General features: G+C 58.7%; 21 protein-coding genes. 6 read left to right on the forward strand and 15 right to left on the reverse strand.

Annotated features, from left to right (window positions below):
• Window positions 1–122: 122 nt before the first annotated feature.
• The 4 genes from ACYZT2_RS21775 to ACYZT2_RS21790 all read right to left on the reverse strand — a co-directional run bounded on the left by ACYZT2_RS21775 (window position 123) and on the right by ACYZT2_RS21790 (window position 3,767).
• On the reverse strand, window positions 123–1,136 hold the full coding sequence (locus tag ACYZT2_RS21775; protein WP_461967238.1) for an ABC transporter substrate-binding protein: 1,014 nt from the start codon (window positions 1,134–1,136) through the stop codon (window positions 123–125).
• Window positions 1,133–1,696, reverse strand: coding sequence for a sigma-70 family RNA polymerase sigma factor (locus ACYZT2_RS21780; protein ID WP_461967240.1), 564 nt, complete (start codon window positions 1,694–1,696; stop codon window positions 1,133–1,135). Before ACYZT2_RS21780 ends, ACYZT2_RS21775 begins: the two co-directional genes overlap by 4 nt.
• 199 nt (window positions 1,697–1,895) lie before the next feature.
• Complete coding sequence (locus ACYZT2_RS21785) at window positions 1,896–2,687, reverse strand: phosphate/phosphite/phosphonate ABC transporter substrate-binding protein (RefSeq protein WP_461967242.1); 792 nt, start codon at window positions 2,685–2,687, stop codon at window positions 1,896–1,898.
• 138 nt (window positions 2,688–2,825) lie between these two features.
• Complete coding sequence (locus tag ACYZT2_RS21790) at window positions 2,826–3,767, reverse strand: fatty acid desaturase (protein WP_461967244.1); 942 nt, start codon at window positions 3,765–3,767, stop codon at window positions 2,826–2,828.
• Window positions 3,768–4,185: 418 nt separating this feature from the next.
• On the opposite strand from ACYZT2_RS21790, the gene ACYZT2_RS21795 reads away from it, so the two are divergent.
• Window positions 4,186–4,602 carry a GNAT family N-acetyltransferase gene (locus tag ACYZT2_RS21795; RefSeq protein WP_461967246.1) on the forward strand — a complete coding sequence of 139 codons (417 nt, stop codon included), beginning with the start codon at window positions 4,186–4,188 and terminating at the stop codon, window positions 4,600–4,602.
• A gap of 137 nt (window positions 4,603–4,739) precedes the next feature.
• Here ACYZT2_RS21795 and def read toward each other — a convergent pair whose 3' ends face one another.
• The 3 genes from def to ACYZT2_RS21810 form a co-directional block, all read right to left on the reverse strand.
• Complete coding sequence (gene def, locus ACYZT2_RS21800) at window positions 4,740–5,279, reverse strand: peptide deformylase (RefSeq protein ID WP_461967248.1); 540 nt, start codon at window positions 5,277–5,279, stop codon at window positions 4,740–4,742.
• On the reverse strand, window positions 5,276–6,235 hold the full coding sequence (locus ACYZT2_RS21805; protein WP_461967250.1) for a YihY/virulence factor BrkB family protein: 960 nt from the start codon (window positions 6,233–6,235) through the stop codon (window positions 5,276–5,278). Before ACYZT2_RS21805 ends, def begins: the two co-directional genes overlap by 4 nt.
• Before the next feature lie 173 nt (window positions 6,236–6,408).
• Complete coding sequence (locus ACYZT2_RS21810; protein WP_461967252.1) at window positions 6,409–6,600, reverse strand: CsbD family protein; 192 nt, start codon at window positions 6,598–6,600, stop codon at window positions 6,409–6,411.
• A 190-nt stretch (window positions 6,601–6,790) separates the two neighbouring features.
• On the opposite strand from ACYZT2_RS21810, the gene ACYZT2_RS21815 reads away from it, so the two are divergent.
• On the forward strand, window positions 6,791–7,168 hold the full coding sequence (locus ACYZT2_RS21815; protein WP_461967254.1) for a hypothetical protein: 378 nt from the start codon (window positions 6,791–6,793) through the stop codon (window positions 7,166–7,168).
• Between the two features lie 163 nt (window positions 7,169–7,331).
• On the opposite strand, the gene fadD1 is transcribed toward ACYZT2_RS21815, so the two are convergent.
• Together fadD1 and fadD2 are read right to left on the reverse strand one after the other, a co-directional pair.
• On the reverse strand, window positions 7,332–9,032 hold the full coding sequence (gene fadD1, locus ACYZT2_RS21820) for a long-chain-fatty-acid--CoA ligase FadD1 (protein ID WP_461967256.1): 1,701 nt from the start codon (window positions 9,030–9,032) through the stop codon (window positions 7,332–7,334).
• 352 nt (window positions 9,033–9,384) lie between these two features.
• Entirely contained in the window at window positions 9,385–11,073 is a 1,689-nt protein-coding gene (gene fadD2, locus ACYZT2_RS21825) for a long-chain-fatty-acid--CoA ligase FadD2 (RefSeq protein WP_461967258.1), read from the reverse strand.
• A gap of 268 nt (window positions 11,074–11,341) precedes the next feature.
• Between fadD2 and ACYZT2_RS21830 the strand changes: the two genes are divergently transcribed.
• Window positions 11,342–12,286 carry a lysophospholipase gene (locus ACYZT2_RS21830; RefSeq protein WP_461967260.1) on the forward strand — a complete coding sequence of 315 codons (945 nt, stop codon included), beginning with the start codon at window positions 11,342–11,344 and terminating at the stop codon, window positions 12,284–12,286.
• A 43-nt stretch (window positions 12,287–12,329) separates the two neighbouring features.
• Window positions 12,330–12,800: a MaoC family dehydratase gene (locus ACYZT2_RS21835; protein WP_007934748.1), complete on the forward strand. Its 471-nt coding sequence runs from the start codon at window positions 12,330–12,332 to the stop codon at window positions 12,798–12,800.
• Between the two features lie 75 nt (window positions 12,801–12,875).
• Here ACYZT2_RS21835 and ACYZT2_RS21840 read toward each other — a convergent pair whose 3' ends face one another.
• The 4 genes from ACYZT2_RS21840 to ACYZT2_RS21855 form a co-directional block, all read right to left on the reverse strand.
• Window positions 12,876–13,736, reverse strand: coding sequence for an efflux RND transporter periplasmic adaptor subunit (locus tag ACYZT2_RS21840; RefSeq protein ID WP_461967262.1), 861 nt, complete (start codon window positions 13,734–13,736; stop codon window positions 12,876–12,878).
• 11 nt (window positions 13,737–13,747) lie between these two features.
• Window positions 13,748–13,954, reverse strand: coding sequence for a DUF1656 domain-containing protein (locus ACYZT2_RS21845; RefSeq protein ID WP_253550795.1), 207 nt, complete (start codon window positions 13,952–13,954; stop codon window positions 13,748–13,750).
• A complete protein-coding gene (locus ACYZT2_RS21850) occupies window positions 13,941–15,929 on the reverse strand; it encodes an FUSC family protein (protein ID WP_461967265.1) in 1,989 nt (662 codons plus the stop codon). The genes ACYZT2_RS21845 and ACYZT2_RS21850 overlap by 14 nt, the downstream gene beginning before the upstream one ends.
• 157 nt (window positions 15,930–16,086) lie before the next feature.
• Window positions 16,087–16,554, reverse strand: coding sequence for a ferritin-like domain-containing protein (locus tag ACYZT2_RS21855; RefSeq protein WP_461967267.1), 468 nt, complete (start codon window positions 16,552–16,554; stop codon window positions 16,087–16,089).
• 202 nt (window positions 16,555–16,756) lie between these two features.
• Between ACYZT2_RS21855 and ACYZT2_RS21860 the strand changes: the two genes are divergently transcribed.
• Both ACYZT2_RS21860 and ACYZT2_RS21865 read left to right on the forward strand, forming a co-directional pair.
• The gene (locus ACYZT2_RS21860; RefSeq protein WP_007949456.1) at window positions 16,757–16,993 is read left to right on the forward strand and encodes a DUF3820 family protein; all 237 of its coding nucleotides are present in this window, start codon (window positions 16,757–16,759) and stop codon (window positions 16,991–16,993) included.
• A 25-nt stretch (window positions 16,994–17,018) separates the two neighbouring features.
• Window positions 17,019–17,816: an aminotransferase class V-fold PLP-dependent enzyme gene (locus tag ACYZT2_RS21865; protein WP_461967269.1), complete on the forward strand. Its 798-nt coding sequence runs from the start codon at window positions 17,019–17,021 to the stop codon at window positions 17,814–17,816.
• Window positions 17,817–17,821: 5 nt separating this feature from the next.
• On the opposite strand, the gene ACYZT2_RS21870 is transcribed toward ACYZT2_RS21865, so the two are convergent.
• Both ACYZT2_RS21870 and ACYZT2_RS21875 read right to left on the reverse strand, forming a co-directional pair.
• A complete protein-coding gene (locus ACYZT2_RS21870; protein WP_461967271.1) occupies window positions 17,822–18,547 on the reverse strand; it encodes an intradiol ring-cleavage dioxygenase in 726 nt (241 codons plus the stop codon).
• A gap of 348 nt (window positions 18,548–18,895) precedes the next feature.
• Window positions 18,896–19,561: a bifunctional 4-hydroxy-2-oxoglutarate aldolase/2-dehydro-3-deoxy-phosphogluconate aldolase gene (locus ACYZT2_RS21875; RefSeq protein WP_123357909.1), complete on the reverse strand. Its 666-nt coding sequence runs from the start codon at window positions 19,559–19,561 to the stop codon at window positions 18,896–18,898.
• Window positions 19,562–19,574: the final 13 nt, after the last annotated feature.

Here is a 19,574-nt window from a genome sequence, read left to right on the forward strand (position 1 = left end):
CAGGCTCGCTCCCACAGGCAATTTATGTCGGCCCACCCATATGTGACCGACATTTACCCAATGTGGGAGCGAGCCTGCTCGCGATAGCGGTGGTTCATGCAGCATAGAAACACCAGGCGAATTTACAAACTCGCACTCACCTTCGTGGCCACCTCCCCCGGCACCCAGGCCTTCCACATCTGCGGTTGATCCCGCAAAAATGCTTCAGCGACCTGCCGCGGTGGCTGGCGTTTTTCGCTCATCTGCCCGATGGTCTGGTTCAGCAGATCGATCGGCAAATCGACCTTTTCGAAGAACGCCACCAAGTCCGGGTACTGCGCCTTGAACGGTGCCGACACACCGATGGCCAGGCTGGCCGGCATCGAACGTGTGCCCTTGGGGTTCGGGTTGTTGGCATCGGCCAGTGTCTTCCAGGCTTCAGCATCGAACGGCGGTTCCTCGAGTTTCACCAGTTTGAAGCGACCCAATAATGGCGTCGGCGACCAGTAGTAAAACAGCACCGGTTTGCCACGGCGGATCGATGAAGCGACCTCGGCATCCAGCGCCGCGCCGGAACCGGTGCGGAAGTTGACGTAGCTGGCGGTCAGGTCATAGGCCTTGAGTTTCTGGCTGTTGACGATCTCCGACGTCCAGCCAGTCGGGCTGTTGAGGAAGCGTCCGCGGCTTGGGTCTTCCGGGTCGCGGAACACGTCCTTGTAGCGCGCCAGGTCGGCGACGGATTTCAGCTCCGGCGCCAGCGGTTTAATGCCGCGTTCCGGGTCTCCCTTGATCACGTATTCCGGCACCCACCAACCTTCGGTGGCGCCTTTGACCGTGTCGCCCAAACCAAACACTTTGCCCTCCGATGCTGCCTTGACCCAGGCCGGACTGCGCCCGGCCCACTCTTCGCCAATCACTTGAATATCGTTCTTCGCCAATGCTGCTTCGAGGCTGACGGTGCTGCCCGGCAAGGTATCAGTCGGGTAGCCGTAACCTTTCTCGACAATCAAGCGCAGGATTTCGGTGATCAGGCTGCCGCTTTCCCAGGTGATGTCACCGAAGTGGATGGGCGTGGTTTTTTCTGCGGCTGGAGCGTGTCCAGCCACAAGGCTCAGGACCAGCAGCGAACTGCCGAGCAGGGTTTTGATCGATCTCATGCGGACCTCTGGTTCAGTGGGAATCGGCTCAGGGGTGTTCGGTTCAAGGGTTCGTTGGCGCTGTGCTGGGCGCACAGTGCCCGGGAGCGGGTCATGTAGACGCTGACCGAGCGCTGGGAAATGCCCAGTTCGGCGGCGATTTGTGGGTAGGTCAGGCCGTCGATTCGCGACAGCAGGAAGGTCGCCCTGACCTTGCCCGGCAGGCGCTCGAGGGTTTGATCAAGGCGTGTCAGGGCCTGGGAAAACTGCGCCAGATCTTCAGGCGATGGTCCGCCGAGCGGGTCAATCGGCGGTAGTTGATTGAGGTGCTGGCGTTCCAGATCACGACGGCGCCACAGCTGATAAATCAACCGATGGGCAATGGTGGTGAGCAAGGCGCGAGGTTCGCGAATTGGCGTCAGGCCTGGCGATTCGAGCAACTGCACGAAGGTTTCGGCGGCGATGTCTTCGACGCTGGGGCTGGCCCCCAAATATCGGCGCAGGCGTGCGCACAGCCAGGCGTAGTGGGCGCGGAACAATCCGCCCACGTCGTTGCGATGGGAATGGTCGGCGCCGGACATAGAGGCTCCATGGGTTAGGGCTCGCTGAATGTCCGGTGATCCGGTGGCGCGATCCTAGCAAGGAGCTTTATTCATTAATAATACTTAAAACGAATTTTTATATTCTATTTAGGAATTTAAAATCGCTTTCGCGGGCAAGCCTCGCCCTACAAGGTTCGCGTCTCGTAAGAGCGAGGCTTGCCCGCGAACAATCCTTCAGTCAACGCAATCGCCCATACCCCAGCGCTTCGGCCTCCTGCTGATAATCGAGAATGACTTGATAGTCGCTTTCGGTGGCTGGCAGCACTTCTTGCAGGCCCAAAGTCTCAGCGACGTCGGGTAGCTCCTTCAACGCCTGATTCATCACCCGTCGAAGCTGTTCAGCCTGCTCATCGGTGGTGTCTGCGGCCGCGATGTAGGGCAGCGTCGGACTGAACGCCGTGCGCGCCAACACGCGCAGGCCTTCGACCTCTGCCTGGGCATATTGCGCGAGATAAGCGAAGGTCACGCTGTCGATGGCGGCCAGGTCCGCCCGGTCATCACGCAGCCAACGCAGACTTTCGCGGTGGCTACCGCTGATGGCGACGGCAGCAAAAAATTCCCCATCGCGCTGCAACGGTGCCAATCGGTGGCGCAACAGGTTCATGCCACTGTTGGAGTCTTCGCCGTTGATCACACCGCGACTGCCCCGAAAGGCCGACAAGGTCCTTCGAGGATCATCGGCGCGAGTCAATAACAGGCTGCAATGGTTACCGCCGTTGCTGTCTGGAAGTTCGTAACGAGGACGACCAATGACCCGGACGCGACCACGCAAGGCCGTCATCAAGGGATAGCCGCAGGTCTGGGTCAGCAGCAGGTGCGGGGACAGCCATAGGTCCATCAGCGATAGCCCTTCGGCATCGAGGCGAGTGCTGCCGAGCCGTTCGACGATCTGCGCCAGCCAACGCTCGTTGGCTTGGCGGAGCGGCTCGGGAGCGACGTACATCAGTAATTCCGCGAGGTGTTGTGTCATCGAAAATTTCTTCACCCTTTAAAGTCAAAAGATCGCAGCCTTCGGCAGCTCCTACAGAGGAATGCGATCTATGTAGGAGCTGCCGAAGGCTGCGATCTTGGCAATATTTGCCATACCAACATTCGCGACTTACGCCAGTTAGTGAAACGGATGCCGTGGACTGTCAATCGCCCTCACCCCATGCTGACGCATCAACTGAGCATAACCCTGCACCACAAACCCGTCACTGCGCGCCAGCCATTGCTCGCGGCGCGCTCGATAGACCCGTGGCAGGTCGTACCAGGGCAGGCCCGGCAAATCGTGATGCACCAAATGCAGATTGAGGTTCAGGAACAGCCAACGCCACGGCCATGCCGCTTCATTGATGACGGTGCGTTGCTCGGGTGCGGCGCGCGGACGGTGTTCATAGTAAGAGCGAATCATCGCGATCGACAGCGCCGGCACGCTGATCAACAGCAGGTAATGCCAGACCGGCAACACGCTGTAGCGCGCGATGAACGTCAGCATCAGCAGCGTCAGCGCACCGTGGGTCAGCCACATCAACCAGGCGTGGCGCTCACCCGTTTTTAGCCGTTGCAGCTCTTCACGGGCCAGCGCCAGCAAGGCCAGTGGTGCACCGAGGATGAAGCGACCCAGTACAGTTTTGTTCAGCCAGTGCAGGCCTTGTTCGAACAGCGAACTGCGCTGCCACTGTTCAGCGCTCAGGTAACGGCTTTCCGGATCGAGACCGGGGAGGGTCAGGTCTTCGTCGCGGTGATGCCGCAAATGACTGTCGCGGTACAGGGTGTAGGGATACCAGACCGCGAACGGCGCATAACCGAGGACTTTGTTCAGCGTTTGCCAACGGGTGGGATGGCCGTGCAGCAATTCGTGCTGCACCGACAACCACAACACCAGCAGTGGAATCAGCGACAACGTGCTCCACCACAAACCCAGCCGGTCACTGCCCAGGACAATGCTGAACCAGCCGACGTACACGCCGATCAACAGCAGCCAGGTCGGCCACTCGGTGCGAGCGGTGAAGCGTTGGCGCAGGGTTTCGATTTCTTCACGGTGGGCAGCATCGAAGTAATGGGGCATGGCTTTGCTCAGATCGGGAACCAGTCCCCCTCTGTGCAATGGCGCAGGGATTTCTTGCAGATTATCTGGTTATTTCAACACCCTCCTGTAGGAGATGCCGAAGGCTGCGATCTTTTGACTTTGATCTTTTGGGGACCGCTGAAAATCAAGATCAAAAGATCGCAGCCTTCGGCAGCTCCTACGGGGGCCGGTGTGATCTACATCTCAATGGCCGAACACGCCCACCTTCTTGGCCTTCTTGTCCGCACGTTTTTCATCGGCGGTTTTAGCCGGTTTCTTCTTTGCCGCTTTCTTTGAATCCATGCCTTTGGCCATGATACATACTCCACTCATACGGGACGTGAGATCAGGTATACACCTATCGCGGCGCCCGCGTTCTTTTATAATCACCCGCTTTGCGCACTGACAGTCCAGGCCCATGCCCAACACCCAGTACACCTTGCTCGACGAGCCCTTATGGCCGTTGATGAACAAGTTTTACCGCGCCCACCAATCGTCGATGAAAGCGGTCCGCGACGCTCGGCTGTGGGTCGCAAAACGCGATGAGATCATTGCGGCGTTAAGTTTGCGGCCAGTGGCCGGCGGGCATTGGCTGACCGGGCTGTTCGTCGACCCACGCTGTCGCGAACAAGGGATCGCCGCGACGTTGATCGCCCACGCCATCAAGCATCTCGAAGAACCGGTCTGGTTGTTCTGCCATCCGGATTTGCGCGGCTTTTATGAACGCCGCGGTTTTACGTTCGACCCGCCCCTGCCCTACGCCATGGCTGAGCGGTTGAGCCGTTATGCGCGTAGCAAACCGATGATTGCCATGGGGTTGGAACCGAAGCAGTAGAGACCTGTGAAGATCGAATGTGGGAGCGAGCCTGCTCGCGATAGCGGTGTGACAGTCACCATCAATATTGACTGTCAGGGTCTCATCGCGAGCAGGCTCGCTCCCACATTGGTTTTGCGGTGGATTCAGGGGCGGTATCAGTCGTCTGCCGCTGGGTCCAGATCCGGGAACATCACCTCGGTAAACCCGAACTTGCTGAAATCACTGATTCGCGACGGGTATAACCGGCCGATCAGGTGATCGCATTCATGCTGCACCACCCGCGCATGAAATCCCGAGGCAACGCGCACGATCGGCTCGCCCTTGGGATCGAAACCTTCATAACGAATCTGCTGATAACGATCCACCGCACCACGCAGGCCCGGCACCGACAGGCAGCCTTCGAAACCTTCTTCGAGGGTCGGGCTCAATGGCGTGATCAACGGATTGATCAGAATGGTCTGCGGCACCGCCTCGGCGTCCGGATAGCGTTCGCTGTGTTCGACACCAAAGATCACCAGTTGCAGGTCGACACCGATCTGCGGTGCGGCCAGGCCAACTCCGCCGACGCTTTCCATGGTCTGGAACATGTCGTCGATCAGTTGCCACAACTCAGGGCTGTCGAACATTTCTGCCGGCACCGGTGGGGCAATGCGCAGCAGGCGCTCATCGCCCATTTTCAGAATTTCACGGATCATTTTATGGCTTCGTCAGTGGTCGGCTTTGAGTGGTCGCGCCCCAGTCCCGAAACGTGCTGTTTTTCTTCATGGCCGGGGCCATGCTCGCCAGGGACCTTCTCGCCAGGGTCTTTGCCTTCGCGCGACATGTGCTCGATCACCGCGTTCATTTCTGCACCGAGCAACATCACCGCAGCGGAAATATAGAAGTACAGCAGTAACACGATGATCGCGCCGATACTGCCATACATGGCGTTGTAGTTGGCGAAGGTTTTAACGTAAAAAGCAAAGCCCAGCGAAGCGATGATCCAGACCACCACGGACAACACCGCCCCCGGAGTGATGAAGCGAAACTCTTGTTTGACGTCAGGCATGACGTAGTAAATCAGCGCCACCGCCATCATCAGCAAAATCACGATCACCGGCCAGCGGACGATGGTCCAGACGGTCACGATAAAATCTTCGAGGCCCACTTGCGAGGCAATCCACCCCATCACCTGAGGCCCGAGCACCATTAGCGCTGCGGCGATCAGCAACATGCCGGCGATGCCGATGGTGTAGAAAATCGACAGCGGAAAACGTTTCCAGGCCGGACGGCTTTCGACCACGTCATACGCGGCGTTCATCGCGCTCATCATCAACCGCACACCGGCAGACGCGGTCCACAGGGCAATCACGATACCTACCGAGAGCAATCCCCCCGTGGACTGCTGAAGCTGGTCGATCACCGGGTTCACCTGCTCCAGCGCCTGCGGCGGCAGAACCAGTTCCGATTGCAGGCGCAACCAGGAGAAGAAGTCCGGCAAATGCAGAAAACCGATCAGGGCGATCAGGAACAGGATGAAAGGGAACAGCGAGAACAGCATTTGATAGGCCAGCGCCGAGGCATAGGTCGACATCTCGTCGTCGACGAACTCGGTGACCGTACGCATCATCACCCGATGCAAGGGCAAACCTTTCATGGTTGGAAAAAACATTAGCGTCTCCTTCGCCGCAAAAAGGTTGAAGTCATGGCGACTCAGGGGCCGTTTTCTACAACAAAGTAGCCTACTTGACGACTTTGAAACAATCTCAGGTTATATCTCGCCTATCCAACACAAAAACGGCCATCCGGGGGATGGCCGTCCTCTTGCACTCGTCAAAGGCTGAATCAAGCCTTGTCGACGCCTTTTTTAATGGCGTCCTTGGCTTTGCCGATATTTTGCTGGGCTTCGCCTTTCTTCTCCTGCACCACGCCTTCAGCGCGCATCTTGTCATTACCGGTGGCCTTGCCGACGCCTTGCTTGACGTTGCCGGCGGCTTCGTTGGCCATGCCTTTTACTTTATCGCCAGTGCTGCTCATGGTGTTTCTCCTGTGAACATTTCAACGGGGAAAGTAGTTACACAAGGATTGACCGGGGGCCTTTGCGCGGAGTTTCATTTATTTATTAACCGGACATTTCGCAGGTTAGGCTTTATGTTTGCAGCCTTTGCCCCGAGAATGCGCAACGATTCAGGCCATGGCGCTGAAGATCCAACCCCGTAGGAACGTTATGAAACTCGATAAAAAGCAGGCCATTGCCCGCAGAAACCAGGAACTCGGCGGTGCTGTGCTTGGCGTCAACAACTGCCATTTCACCGAATTGAACCGCAACCGCAACATTTTCTGGTTCGATATTCCGGTCGCACGCCTGGCCGTTGGTCAGTACGAGTGGGTTCACCTGCTGATGCACACCCCGGATACCGACGAACTGCTGCACTTGAAAGTGCCGACGGTGTTCCTGCGCGAGAAACTCGAAGGCCTGGTGGTGCGCAACCAGGGCAAGCGCAAGGCAGCATTGAGCCTGGAACTGAGCGCCGACAAGGACTCCTACCTGCAGGACATGCGCCCGGCGGGTACCAACGTTGATTTCACGCAGTTCCGGCAATAACCCAAAAGCATCGCGAGCAGGCTCGCTCCCACATTCAACCGAGTTCCTTCAGAAAGAAAGCGATCAAATGTGGGAGCGAGCCTGCTCGCGAAGGCGGCCTGACAGGCGCTGAAAAGATCCTGGCCAGAAACAAAAGCCCCGCATCTGCGGGGCTTTTGTTTGACTAGGCGCTGACTTTCTTCACGCCCAGTTTCTTCAGCTCTTCGTCGCGCAGTTCGCGGCGCAGGATCTTGCCGACGTTGGTGGTCGGCAGTGCGTCGCGGAACTCCACGGCTTTTGGCACTTTGTAGCCGGTGACGTTGGCGCGCATGTGCTCCATCACCTGATCCTTGGTCAGGGTCACACCCGGTTTGGCGACGATGAAAATCTTGATCGCCTCCCCCGACTTCTCGTCCGGTACACCGATGGCCGCGCATTGCAGCACGCCCGGCAGGGTCGCGAGCACGTCTTCCAGTTCGTTGGGGTACACGTTGAAACCGGAGACCAGGATCATGTCTTTCTTGCGATCGACAATACGCATGTAACCGTCAGGCTGGATCAGCGCAATGTCACCGGTCTTCAACCAGCCTTCGCTGTCGAGGATTTCATCGGTGGCGTCCTGACGCTGCCAGTAGCCCTTCATGACTTGCGGACCTTTCACACACAGTTCACCGATGGCGCCCAACGGCTGTTCAACGCCGGCATCGTCGATGATTTTGCACAAGGTCGATGGCACCGGAATACCGATGGTGCCGATCTGGATGTTCTGGTTCGGGTTCACCGTCGCCACTGGGCTGGTTTCGGTCATGCCGTAACCTTCACAGATCGGGCAACCGGTGACCGCTTTCCAGCGCTCGGCGGCGGCCAGTTGCAAGGCCATGCCGCCGGACAGGGTGATTTTCAGATTCGAGAAATCCAGCTTGCGGAACGCTTCGTTGCTGCACAACGCGACGAACAGCGTGTTCAGGCCGACGAAACCGCTGAACTTCCACTTCGACAGTTCCTTGACCATCGCCGTCAGGTCGCGCGGGTTGCTGATCAGAATGTTGTGGTTGCCGATCAGCATCATCGCCATGCAATGAAAGGTGAACGCATAGATGTGGTACAGCGGCAGCGGGGTGATCAGGATCTCACAACCTTCGTTGAGGTTGGAGCCCATCAGCGCCTTGCACTGCAGCATGTTCGCCACCAGGTTGCGGTGGGTCAACATCGCGCCCTTGGCCACGCCGGTGGTGCCGCCGGTGTATTGCAGCACGGCAACGTCGCTGCTCGCCGGGTTGGCTTCAGCCACTGGCTGGCCATGACCCTTGCTCAGCACGTCATTGAATTTGATGGCCTTGGGCAAGTGATACGCCGGGACCATCTTCTTCACGTACTTGATGACGCTGTTGACCAGCAGGCGTTTGAGCGGCGGCAGCAGGTCGGCCACTTCAGTGACGATCACGTGCTTGACGCCAGTCTTCGGCACCACGAGCTCGGCCAGATGCGCCATGTTGGCCAGGCAGACCAGGGCTTTGGCGCCGGAGTCGTTGAATTGGTGTTCCATTTCCCGTGCGGTGTACAGCGGGTTGGTATTGACCACGATCAGCCCGGCGCGGATGGCACCGAAAACGGCGACCGGGTACTGCAACACGTTGGGGAGTTGCACGGCGATTCGATCGCCTGGCTGCAAATCGGTATGCTGTTGCAGGTAAGCGGCAAAGGCACCGGACAATTCATACAGTTCACCGTAGGTGATTGTCTTGCCCAGGTTGCTGAATGCCGGTTTGTCAGCGAAGCGTTGGCAGGATTGCTTCAACACTGCCTGAATATTCGGATACTCGTCTGGATTGATCTCGGCAGCAATTCCAGCTGGGTACTTATCCTTCCAAAAGTCTTCGATCATGGAAGCCCACTCCTCAGCAACGCGAATTCAAATACCGCATTTGATGCGATTATTATTGGTGTTTGATTATTGGTGAGTCTGGCTTTTTTCAAGGCCGAGAAGTCACAAAGCGCGCCGAGAGTAGCAGCTTTGCCAAGGGGCTACTAGAGCCAAAATCAGCCTCTACGGTCACGTTTATGACTCTTGAATATTCAATAGTCACTTTTAGAGCAAAAATTCTATAGAGCCTCGAAAGCCCCTGAAACCGGGGCTTTATCCAAAAAAAATCGCGAGCAGGCTCGCTCCCACAGATCACTGACAACCTTGTGGGAGCGAGCCTGCTCGCGATCGCGCGAAGCGCGGCTTTCAACGGTTACGCGATATCCCGCAACTCCCGTCGCAGAATCTTGCCCACCGGCGTCATCGGCAACGACTCACGCAAGACGATGTGCTTGGGTACTTTGTATGCAGTGAAGTTTTCCTTGCAGTAAGCCTTCAGCTCTTCAAGGCTGACCCCGGATTCACGGGCCACCACAAACAACTTCACCGCCTCCCCCGAACGCTCGTCCGGCACGCCGATCACCGCGCAGTTGGCGACTTTCGGGTGGGCCATCACCACGTCTTCGATCTCGTTGGGGTACACGTTGAAACCCGAGACGATGATCATGTCTTTCTTGCGATCGACGATACGCACGAAACCGTCCGGGTCGATCACCGCGATGTCACCCGACTTGAACCAACCGTCGGCGTCCAGCACTTCGGCGGTGGCTTCGGGGTTCTGCCAGTAGCCCTTCATGATCTGCGGGCCCTTGATGCACAGTTCGCCGCGCTCGCCCAACGGCAGCTCGACGCCCTCATCGTTGATGATCTTAAGCATCGTGCCCGGCACTGGCAGGCCGACCGTGCCGATGCGCGACTTGTCGCCGTAGGGGTTGGTGCAAGCCACCGGCGAGGTTTCGGTCAGGCCGTAACCCTCGGTGATCCGGCAACCGGTGAGCTGTTCCCAGCGCTCGGCCGTGGCCTTGACCAGCGCGGTGCCGCCGGAGTTGGTGAGTTTGAGGCTGGAGAAATCCAGGGTCTTGAAGTCGGGATGGTCCATCAGCGCAACGAACAACGTGTTGAGCCCCAGCAGCGCCGAAAACCGCCAGTTCTTCAGCTCCTTGATGAAGGCGCCAATGTCCCGTGGATTGGTGATCAGCACGTTGTGGTTGCCGGTCACCATCATGCACATGCAGTTCGCCGTGAAGGCATAGATGTGGTACAGCGGCAGCGGCGCGATCATCACTTCCTGGCCTTCGCGCAGCAGCGGCTGACCGTCAGCGCCGAATTGCCCCAGACACGCGCGCGCCTGCTGCATGTTCGCCACCAGGTTGCCGTGGGTCAGCATCGCGCCCTTGGCCAACCCGGTAGTGCCGCCGGTGTATTGCAACACGGCGATGTCGTCGAGGCCGACGTTCAGCGGTTTGATGCCCAAACCTCGGCCCAGACGCAACGCACTCTTGAAGGAAATGGCCTGTGGCAATGAATAGTCCGGGACCATTTTCTTGACCTTGGCGACCATGGTATTGACCAGCCAGCCCTTGGCCGTGGGCATCAGGTCGCCCATCTTCGCTTCGATCAGGTACTGGATGTCGGTGTCGGGCAGCACTTCCTGGACCTTCTGTCCGAACACGTTCAGGTAGACCAGCGCCCGGGCACCGGAGTCCTTGAACTGGTGACGCATCTCCCGCGCGGTGTACAACGGGTTGGTATTGACCACGATCAGCCCGGCGCGCAAGGCGCCGAACACGGCAATCGGGTAATGCAGGATGTTGGGCATCTGCACCGCGATGCGATCTCCCGGCACCAGGTCGGTGTGGGCTTGCAGGTAACCGGCGAACGCAGCGCTGTAGCGTTCCAGTTCCGCGTAGGTCAGGGTCACGCCCATGTTGCTGAATGCCGGGCGGTCGGCAAATTTCTTGCAGGAACGCTCGAACACCTCGATCACCGACTTATAGGCCCCAAGGTCAATATCCAGGGGCACGCCGGCCGGGCGTTTGTCATTCCAGAAATCAGGTTGCATTGTTTTTGTCCTCTTTACCTGAGCCTATCCGGGGCCGCTTTTCTGTCCTTTCTCTCTTTTCTCAAAAAGCGGAAAGCGAAAAACGGTGCTTCCCGGACACTAGCAGCTATGGTGAAACAGGCAAATATGCGCACGGTCGTCATTGATCGCGTGAATCTTGCTGCCCCGGCGTGGCCTGATCAGACGGTAGGCGCTGGATGCGCTATACAATGCAGCGGGGCTGTTTCCCACCCAGCAGTCTCATACAGCCCAACGCAAAGGAATCGCCATGATCCACGACACTTTCTGGCTGACCGCGAGTGACCGCAGCCGCCTTTTCGTCAACCAGTGGTTGCCGGCCGCGCCGCTCAAGGCGGTGATCCTGCTGGCCCACGGCATGGCGGAACACAGCGGTCGCTACGCCCGTCTGGCGCAAGCCTGCTGTGATCAGGATTATGGCGTTTATGCGCCGGACCTGCGTGGACATGGCAAAACTGCCGAAAACGGTACGTTGGGCCATTTCGCCGATGACGATGGCTGGTGCAAAGTCGTCGGCGACCTGGCCAGCCTCAACCAACAGATCGGCCAACAGCATCCCGGCGTGCCGATTGTGTTGCTCGGCCACAGCATGGGCAGTTACATCGCCCAGGCTTATTTGCTGCACCACAGCGCCAGCCTGCACGGGGCGATTCTCAGCGGCTCTAACTTCCAGCCTATAGCGCTCTATCGCGCAGCGCGACAGATTGCTCGCCTCGAACGCCTGCGCCAAGGCCCCAAGGGGCGCAGTGCGCTGATCGAGTGGCTGTCGTTCGGTTCATTCAACAAGAAATTCAAACCGGCGCGCACGCCATTCGACTGGCTGAGCCGCGACCCGGCCGAAGTCGACAAATACGCCAATGACCCGCTCTGCGGCTTTCGTTGCACCAATCAACTGTGGGTCGATTTGCTCAGCGGCTTGCAGCAAATCAGCAAAGCGTCCAATCTCGCCCAGATCGATCCGGGCCTGCCGCTGCTGGTGATTGGCGGCGAATGTGATCCGGTGAGCGAAGGCAAGCGTCTGAAAGATCTGGCCCTCGCCCTGCGCGACGCTGGCTGCCAGAGCCTGCAGCTGACCATTTACCCGCAGGCCCGGCATGAACTGTTTAACGAGAGCAACCGCGACGAAGTGACGGCCGACGTGCTGAACTGGATCGCCCAAGCCTTGAGCAATCGCCGGCCCCCCAGAGCCGAATAGTTTTTTTGTGGATTTTTTTAATTCGTCACAGGAATCGAGACAGATGACCCAGGTTACCAACACCCCTTATGAAGCCCTCGAAATCGGCCAGACCGCCAGCTACAGCAAGACCGTCGAAGAGCGCGACATTCAGTTGTTCGCCGCGATGTCCGGCGATCACAATCCGGTGCACCTGGACGCCGAATTCGCCGCCGCCAGCATGTTCAAGGAGCGTATCGCCCACGGCATGTTCAGCGGCGCGTTGATCAGCGCGGCGGTGGCTTGCGAGTTGCCTGGGCCGGGGACTATTTATATCGGTCAGACGATGAGCTTTCAGAAGCCGGTGAAAATTGGCGACACGCTGACTGTGCGCCTGGAGATTCTCGAGAAACTGCCGAAGTTTCGTGTGCGTATCGCCACTCGAGTATTCAACCAGCGCGATGAGTTGGTGGTGGATGGCGAGGCGGAAATTCTGGCACCGCGCAAGCAACAGACCGTGACATTGCCTACCCTGCCGGCGATCAGCATCGGTTGATATTCCTAAAAGATCGCAGCCTTCGGCAGCTCCTACCCGCCTGTGGGCGCTGCCGAAGGCTGCGATCTTTTGATCTTATCGCCCCTCCTGCACCTGCACACTCGCCGTCATCCCCGCGCTCAAACTGATCCCTTCAGGCAACTTGTCGAGCTTGATCCGCACCGGAATCCGCTGCGCCAGGCGCACCCAGTTAAACGTCGGTTCCACCTCGGCCAGCAACTGCCCATCGGGCGTGGTATTGCGGTCGGTAATCCCGCGGCTGATGCTCTCGACGTGCCCCTGCAACGCCTCCCCCGCGCTCATCAGCCAGACCTTGACCGGATCGCCGACGCGAATTCGCGGCAGTTTGGTTTCCTCAAAGTACGCCTGCACGTAAAAGGTCGAATCGTCGATTAACGCCATCACCGGTTGCCCGGCATTCACGTAATTACCCTGGGCCAAACGCAAGTTGGTGACGTGGCCGCTGCGCGGCGCATGCACTTCGCTGCGGGTCAGGTTGAGTTGCGCGACTTTGGCTTCAGCCTGAGCTTCGCGCAGTTCGCCCCGGGCGATGCTGGCATTGATTTGCGCGTTCTCGCGCAATTCGGCGCTGATCGCCTGTGGCCCGAGACTGGCGCGGCGGCTGGCTTCGTGTTCACGCAAACTGAGTTGCTGCTGACGGGTCTGCACCACCGCTTGCGCCTTATCCAGCGCGGCTTCGAAACGATCGCGGTCGATGCTCAGCAACACATCGCCAGCCTTGACCTGTTGGTTATCGAAAGCCTTGAGCTCACGCACCCAGCCAGAAACGTCCGGGGCGATGACCACCACGTCGGCGCGGATCCGAGCGTCGCGAGTCCAGGGCGTCAACATGTAGTACTGCCACAGATGGAAACCGGCAAAAATCGCCAGCGCCGTCAGGCTCAGGGTTATCGCGACACGTACGGGTGTACGCATATTCAACTCCTTTATAAAGGCCCGAGGACGACGGTGATCAGGGTCAATACACAGACGTACAAGGCGCAATCAAACAATGCTTCGTGCCAGATCCAGCGACCGACGGGGGTCAGGCGCAATACCATGCGCAACGCTCCGGTGACCAGCAACGCCAGCAACACATCAATCAGAAACGGACTGAGCAGCACGCCGCCCATCGACCACTCACGCAAGCCCATGGCTTTGCTCCTGTTGGTGACACCAGGCACGCCAGCTGCTTTGCAATTGCAGCACCGCGCCTTGGGCGAGTTTCACCGCATCGCTGGGCGGCAACGCGTACAAGGTTTTCAATAACGCCTCACTCGGTTGCGCCAGCGCCTCGGCGCGATTGCCGGCCGGGCCTTGCTCGAGGACTTTTTCCAGTTGTTCGAGATAACGTCGCTGGGGCTCTTTGACCGGTACCTGCGCCACCGCCAGGCTCAAGCGTAAATGCAGCAGTTCGTCGCCGATGTCCAGGCCGAGCAAGCCATCATCCCAGCGGCTGCGCGCCGGCTCCGGCAACTCGGGATAATGCCGCGCCAATTGCAGCAAACGGTCGGCCATACGCCCACCGAACCAGCTTTCGGCGCCGCGCAGATTGCGTCGGGTCAGGCGCACCAGATCGGCGAGGGTCGCCGCCAGCAACCGTCGGCCATGCCATGTCGGGTTGCGCAAGATCAGCAACTGAAACGCCAGCACGGCGGCGCCGACACCGATCAGCATGGCCTGAGCGCTGTTGAAGAAATTCGCGACATCGAACTTCATCATGTTCAGCGGCGATACCAACACAATAAAGTGCAGACAAAACGAAGTAGCCGTCGCGCCGATCTGCGGTTTGGCCATGCCCAGCGCCCCGAGAAACAGCGGCACACCCATGCCCATGCACAGCAGCGCAAACCCGCTCCATTGCGGCAGCAGAATCTGCCCGACAATAAACGCCGACGGAATCGCCAGTAGTATGCCGCGCAGAAAACTCATGCCGATTTGCGCCCCATTCTCGCGGCTGGCAAACAGACTGCACACCACACACGTCAGCACCAGAGCGCCCGACGCCGCCGGCCATGCCGTCGCCAGCCAGAAACCCGATACCACCAGAAACGCCAGCGCACTGCGCGCGCCAAAGACCAGCGCCAATGACAGGTCGCGATGCGGCGTCAGGGTTCTCGGCGGATCGACCGTTTCACGCCCCTCCTGCACCGCTTTCAACGCGGCACAGGCTGCCATGGCGGTATCGAGCAACAAGGTGAAACGGGCCAGGCAGTAACTTTGCGCGCAACTGATGTGTGCATCGTGAGAGGCGTCGAGCAACCTCGGGCGCAAGGCTTGCAACTGGGCGGTATCACAAGCGCCAAGCGCTTCTTGAACCTCGGTCATCCATGGCATCAGTTGCTCGGCTTCCTGCTGCTCCAACTGATTCCATTGGCGGCGCACCGAACGGGCGATGCGCAACAGCATCAACAGCTTCTGGCTCAAACCGCTGATGGCGCGCGCTCGTTGCCGACCGAGACTGCCTTCAAACCAGGCATGTTCGCGCTGGGCATCGACCGCGACGATTTTCCCGAGGATTTCCAGCAAGCCTTTACGCGCCTGACCGTCGCCAGCCAGGGTCGCACGCGCGGCATTCATGCCGCTTTGCCAGGCTGCCCGGGCTTGATCCGCCAGTTGCCGTTCGACCCGCAACGGCCAGAGCAACGCACTGGCGGCAGTAGCACAGAGAATGCCCAGGCAGATTTCCGTACAGCGAGCCACGGCTTGATCGAACACCGTCAGCGGATGAGTAATGGCTGGCAATGCGATGATCGCCACCGTGTAACCGGCCAACACAAAGGAATAGGACCAGGCACTGCGCAGCAAGGTCGAGCTCGCCGTACACAGCCCGAGCCAAAACGCCAATGCCAGCAAAAACAGCCAGGGCGTCTGGGCGAACAGGCCCATGAACACCACCGACATGATCGTCCCAACCAGCGTACCCAGCAGCCGTGCCAAACCCTTCTGCACCACCATCCCGGACAGCGGTTGGGCGACGATAAACGCCGTCATCAACGCCCACGACGGTTGCTCCAGCCCCCAGCGCAACGCCAGCCACAGCGCCAGGCCGCCGCCGATCAAAGTCTTGATCGCGAACTGCAAGGCGCGGCGGTCAGGCGCGAACAAGGCCTGCAAAGTAATGGGCACGTAAGGCACTCTTGAAAGGACGGTTTAACGATAGCCGGGTTGGGCGAAATGATTTGAAGAACAAATTATTAGCTAGCTATCTATATCCCGTCCAGCGTTAAATCCCGAATACAAAAAAACGCCAGACTGGCTGGCGTTTTTGACGGATAACGAACGCTTATGAGCGTGCGCGAGCCTGGTTACGCAGGGCTTTCACCTGATCGTGGTTGCGTTGCACGCCGTGATACTGGCGTTCAACGATGTCACGAATGCTCACCAGGTTGTTCTTGTTGATTTTTTCCAGTGCATCCTTGTAAGCCTTCAGCGCATGGTCTTCACCGCGTTCGGCTTCGTTCAGCACCGCCTCTTCGTCCTTGCCGGTGAACATCGCCTTCACGTCGACCCAGCGACGGTGCATATCGCCACTGACACTGGTGGAGGTTTCCGGATCACCGCCCAGGGAACGCACAGTGGCCTGCAGCTCGGCAGCGGCAGCCGCGCAGTCGGCGGAGCGCTGAATGAACAGGTTTTTGAGTTCTGGATTTTTTATGTCTTCAGCGCAAGTCTTGAACCCTTCCTGACCGTCTTTACTGGTTTCAATCAGGTCGTTGAGTACAGAGATCGCTTCTTTGTTGATGTCGGTCATTTTTCAATTCCTTGCGGTTGATGAAAGATGCAATAAGTAGTTGCACCCTGCATGCCAGCTTTGAATTGACGACTTTTACTTATATTTCAATCGGTTAGATTTTAAGGCGAAATCTGTATCCGCTTTTTTTGCATGATCTGTCATTTGGCCTGCATGCAGAATGCCTGTATTTTCCAGACTGTTTGAATCAAGACGACTGATGATGAATCCCGAAAAGCTCGAACTGCTGATTACCCGCGAAATGCCCTTCGGCAAATACAAGGGCCGCATCATCGCTGACCTGCCCGGCCAGTACCTGAACTGGTTCGCTCGCGAAGGTTTCCCCCACGGTGAACTGGGTGGTTTGCTGGCCTTGATGCAGGAAATCGACCACAACGGCTTGTCGGAGCTGCTCGAACCGCTGCGCGCCAAACACGGCAAACCCGCCCCTCGCCACTGACCCGCCCTACCTCACCGAGTAGCTCATGCCCGATAACACCCGCCGTTCCCGCGATGAAGCCTTTTGGCTGACCTTTGCCGACCGCTATGCTGTCGAACCCGGCCCCCTTAACCTGGAGAACGGTTACTTCGGGCGCATGTCACGCACCGTGGTCGAGGAGTATCAGCGCAACATCGAGCTCATCAACCGCGGCAACTCGGTGCATGCGCGCCAGCGCTTCGAACAGGGCGAAAGCGTCGACATTCGTGCGCAACTGGCCGAGTTGATCGGCGCACCGGCCGAAGCCGTCGCCCTCACCCGCAACGCCTCGGATGGCCTGCAATCGCTGATCCGCAACTACAACCGCCTGGAACCGGGCGATCAGGTGCTGATAGGCGATCTGGAGTACGACACGGTCAAGGGCGAGATGCATTTCCCGGTCACCGACATTCGCGCCCGCACGCCCTACAGCACGCCCAATATTCCGGCCCTGCTAACCCTGCCGCTGGTGCTTGAAGAACATCATTCCATGGGCGGTTCCGTCGCCAAGGGCATGCGGCTCAATTACCTGCGCAACCGCTGGGTCAATGCCGTTCGGGGGTTACCGGGGATCGAAGTCATGACCCCGGATGACCCGCGCCTGTATTGCGGCATCACCTCGATGCGTTTTACCTGGCATGCCGATCAGCAGGCAATGGTCGAGCGCCTGCTCAACGACTACAACCTGTTTACCGTGGCGCGCAGCGGTGCGGCGTGTGGCCCGTGCATCCGCATTACGCCGGGGCTCACCACCACCGCCGCCGATATGGATCTGCTAGCCCGGGCGCTAACTGAATTGCGCTGACGTCGTCACACGGTGTATTTGTCGAAGTCTTCGGGCTTGATTTGCGATGACAGCGCAAACGTGTCGACACCGATGGTCATGTGCCCGAAAAAGCCGTCTTCGTTCGAGTCTCGACCGATGGTGTGAACATTCAGGGTCGAGGCTTCACCACCCATGGTTTCATAGAAAAAATCTTGATTGTTGGTCAGCGGTGACACGGCTCGACCTCTGTACTCACGGGCGTTAAGCACCGACCTTGATGCGGCCTCGGGAAAATAAAGCTGCCCGACCCAGGCGACATGCCGCTCTTCCAGATAGTTGTTGCCAGCAGTGATGCGGACAGCGACGTGGATGTGCAGGGCGCGTCCGGCGTAATACCCCGGATAAATGGTGGTAAACCGCACGATGCCTTTTTTGTCGGTGAACTGCCCGCCACGCAGGTAAGTGTCGTCATCGGTACGCGGGATCGAGCCGATATCACCGACGTCAACCTCCTTGTCCGGGTCGACCTTGCTCCAGCCCGAATATGCCCCGCGCGCGTTGCAATGCCAGATATCGACTACCGCCCCCGTGACCGGTTGACCGGTCATCGCATCGACGATCGTCAGCCGCAGCACCAGGGGGACGCCATCCATGTCTTCGCTGATGTTTCGTCTGATCAGTTTCGGGTTTCGAAAATACGGGCCGGCGATCTGTTCGGGTGACAGTTGGTAAACCGCTGGAGGGGATGTAATTGCAGTGTGGTCGTCCATGACGTTCTCTCTTCCATAAGATGAACGCAGGTTAACGCTGGACGAGCGGCGAGATGCGGTAACTATGTATCGCATGATGTCGATCTGTAGCAGCTGCCGAGCCTGCGAGGCTGCGTTCGGCTGCGTAGCAGTCGTTAAAACCAGAGATTGCGGTAGGGTCAGGCAGACCGCGTCAGCCGGATTCACGACTGCTACGCAGCCGAACGCAGCCTCGCAGGCTCGGCAGCTGCTACAAAGAGCGTTTCGACGGTCACAGGAATTTTCATCAGGCAAAAAAAAACGGTGCACCGACCAAGTGCACCGTAAAGCCGTAGAACACACAACGAAGTGTTTGGTAAATCCGGTTAATCAGTCCAGCAGGGCCAACGCCTCGGCGGTGCACTCCTGGATGCGGGCCCAGTCGCCGTTCTTGATCCACTCTGGGTCAAGCATCCAGCTACCACCCACGCACATCACGTTTTTCAACGCCATGTAGCTCTTGATGTTGGCCGGGCTGACGCCACCGGTCGGGCAGAATTTTACTTCGCCGAACGGGCCGCCCAGGGCCTTGATGGCCGCGACGCCGCCGCTGACTTCCGCCGGGAACAGCTTGAAGCGGCGATAACCCAGGCTATAGCCTTCCATGATGCCGGAAGCGTTGCTGATGCCCGGCAACAGCGGGATCGGGCTGCCGACACTGGCTTCAAGCAGGTCACGGGTGATACCCGGCGTGACGATGAATTGCGAACCGGCCGCTTCGGCAGCGGCCAGCATGCTGCGATCCAGCACGGTACCGGCACCGGTCACCAGTTCCGGACGCTTCTCTCGCAGGATCTGGATCGCCTTGAGGCCGAACTGCGAACGCAGGGTCACTTCCAGCGCCGTCAGGCCACCGGCCGCCAGGGCGTCGGCCAACGGCAACACGTCCTGTTCACGCGCGATGGTGATCACCGGCAGAATCCGCGCCTTGGCGCAGAGGCTGTCGATCAGGGCAACTTTGTCCGCCATGGAAACGGTCGGGGATGTGTTTGTCATAGCGGCTGATCCT

The sequence above is a fragment of the Pseudomonas sp. MDT1-85 genome (assembly GCF_054898065.1).

Bases quoted from the DNA above. Each gene is read 5' to 3' on its own strand.
- ACYZT2_RS21775 (WP_461967238.1), bottom strand. From the start codon at position 1,136: ATGAGATCGATCAAAACCCTGCTCGGCAGTTCGCTGCTGGTCCTGAGC.
- ACYZT2_RS21780 (WP_461967240.1), bottom strand. From the start codon at position 1,696: ATGTCCGGCGCCGACCATTCCCATCGCAACGACGTGGGCGGATTGTTC.
- ACYZT2_RS21785 (WP_461967242.1), bottom strand. From the start codon at position 2,687: ATGACACAACACCTCGCGGAATTACTGATGTACGTCGCTCCCGAGCCG.
- ACYZT2_RS21790 (WP_461967244.1), bottom strand. From the start codon at position 3,767: ATGCCCCATTACTTCGATGCTGCCCACCGTGAAGAAATCGAAACCCTG.
- ACYZT2_RS21795 (WP_461967246.1), top strand. From the start codon at position 4,186: ATGCCCAACACCCAGTACACCTTGCTCGACGAGCCCTTATGGCCGTTG.
- def (WP_461967248.1), bottom strand. From the start codon at position 5,279: ATGATCCGTGAAATTCTGAAAATGGGCGATGAGCGCCTGCTGCGCATT.
- ACYZT2_RS21805 (WP_461967250.1), bottom strand. From the start codon at position 6,235: ATGTTTTTTCCAACCATGAAAGGTTTGCCCTTGCATCGGGTGATGATG.
- ACYZT2_RS21810 (WP_461967252.1), bottom strand. From the start codon at position 6,600: ATGAGCAGCACTGGCGATAAAGTAAAAGGCATGGCCAACGAAGCCGCC.
- ACYZT2_RS21815 (WP_461967254.1), top strand. From the start codon at position 6,791: ATGAAACTCGATAAAAAGCAGGCCATTGCCCGCAGAAACCAGGAACTC.
- fadD1 (WP_461967256.1), bottom strand. From the start codon at position 9,032: ATGATCGAAGACTTTTGGAAGGATAAGTACCCAGCTGGAATTGCTGCC.
- fadD2 (WP_461967258.1), bottom strand. From the start codon at position 11,073: ATGCAACCTGATTTCTGGAATGACAAACGCCCGGCCGGCGTGCCCCTG.
- ACYZT2_RS21830 (WP_461967260.1), top strand. From the start codon at position 11,342: ATGATCCACGACACTTTCTGGCTGACCGCGAGTGACCGCAGCCGCCTT.
- ACYZT2_RS21835 (WP_007934748.1), top strand. From the start codon at position 12,330: ATGACCCAGGTTACCAACACCCCTTATGAAGCCCTCGAAATCGGCCAG.
- ACYZT2_RS21840 (WP_461967262.1), bottom strand. From the start codon at position 13,736: ATGCGTACACCCGTACGTGTCGCGATAACCCTGAGCCTGACGGCGCTG.
- ACYZT2_RS21845 (WP_253550795.1), bottom strand. From the start codon at position 13,954: ATGGGCTTGCGTGAGTGGTCGATGGGCGGCGTGCTGCTCAGTCCGTTT.
- ACYZT2_RS21855 (WP_461967267.1), bottom strand. From the start codon at position 16,554: ATGACCGACATCAACAAAGAAGCGATCTCTGTACTCAACGACCTGATT.
- ACYZT2_RS21860 (WP_007949456.1), top strand. From the start codon at position 16,757: ATGAATCCCGAAAAGCTCGAACTGCTGATTACCCGCGAAATGCCCTTC.
- ACYZT2_RS21865 (WP_461967269.1), top strand. From the start codon at position 17,019: ATGCCCGATAACACCCGCCGTTCCCGCGATGAAGCCTTTTGGCTGACC.
- ACYZT2_RS21870 (WP_461967271.1), bottom strand. From the start codon at position 18,547: ATGGACGACCACACTGCAATTACATCCCCTCCAGCGGTTTACCAACTG.
- ACYZT2_RS21875 (WP_123357909.1), bottom strand. From the start codon at position 19,561: ATGACAAACACATCCCCGACCGTTTCCATGGCGGACAAAGTTGCCCTG.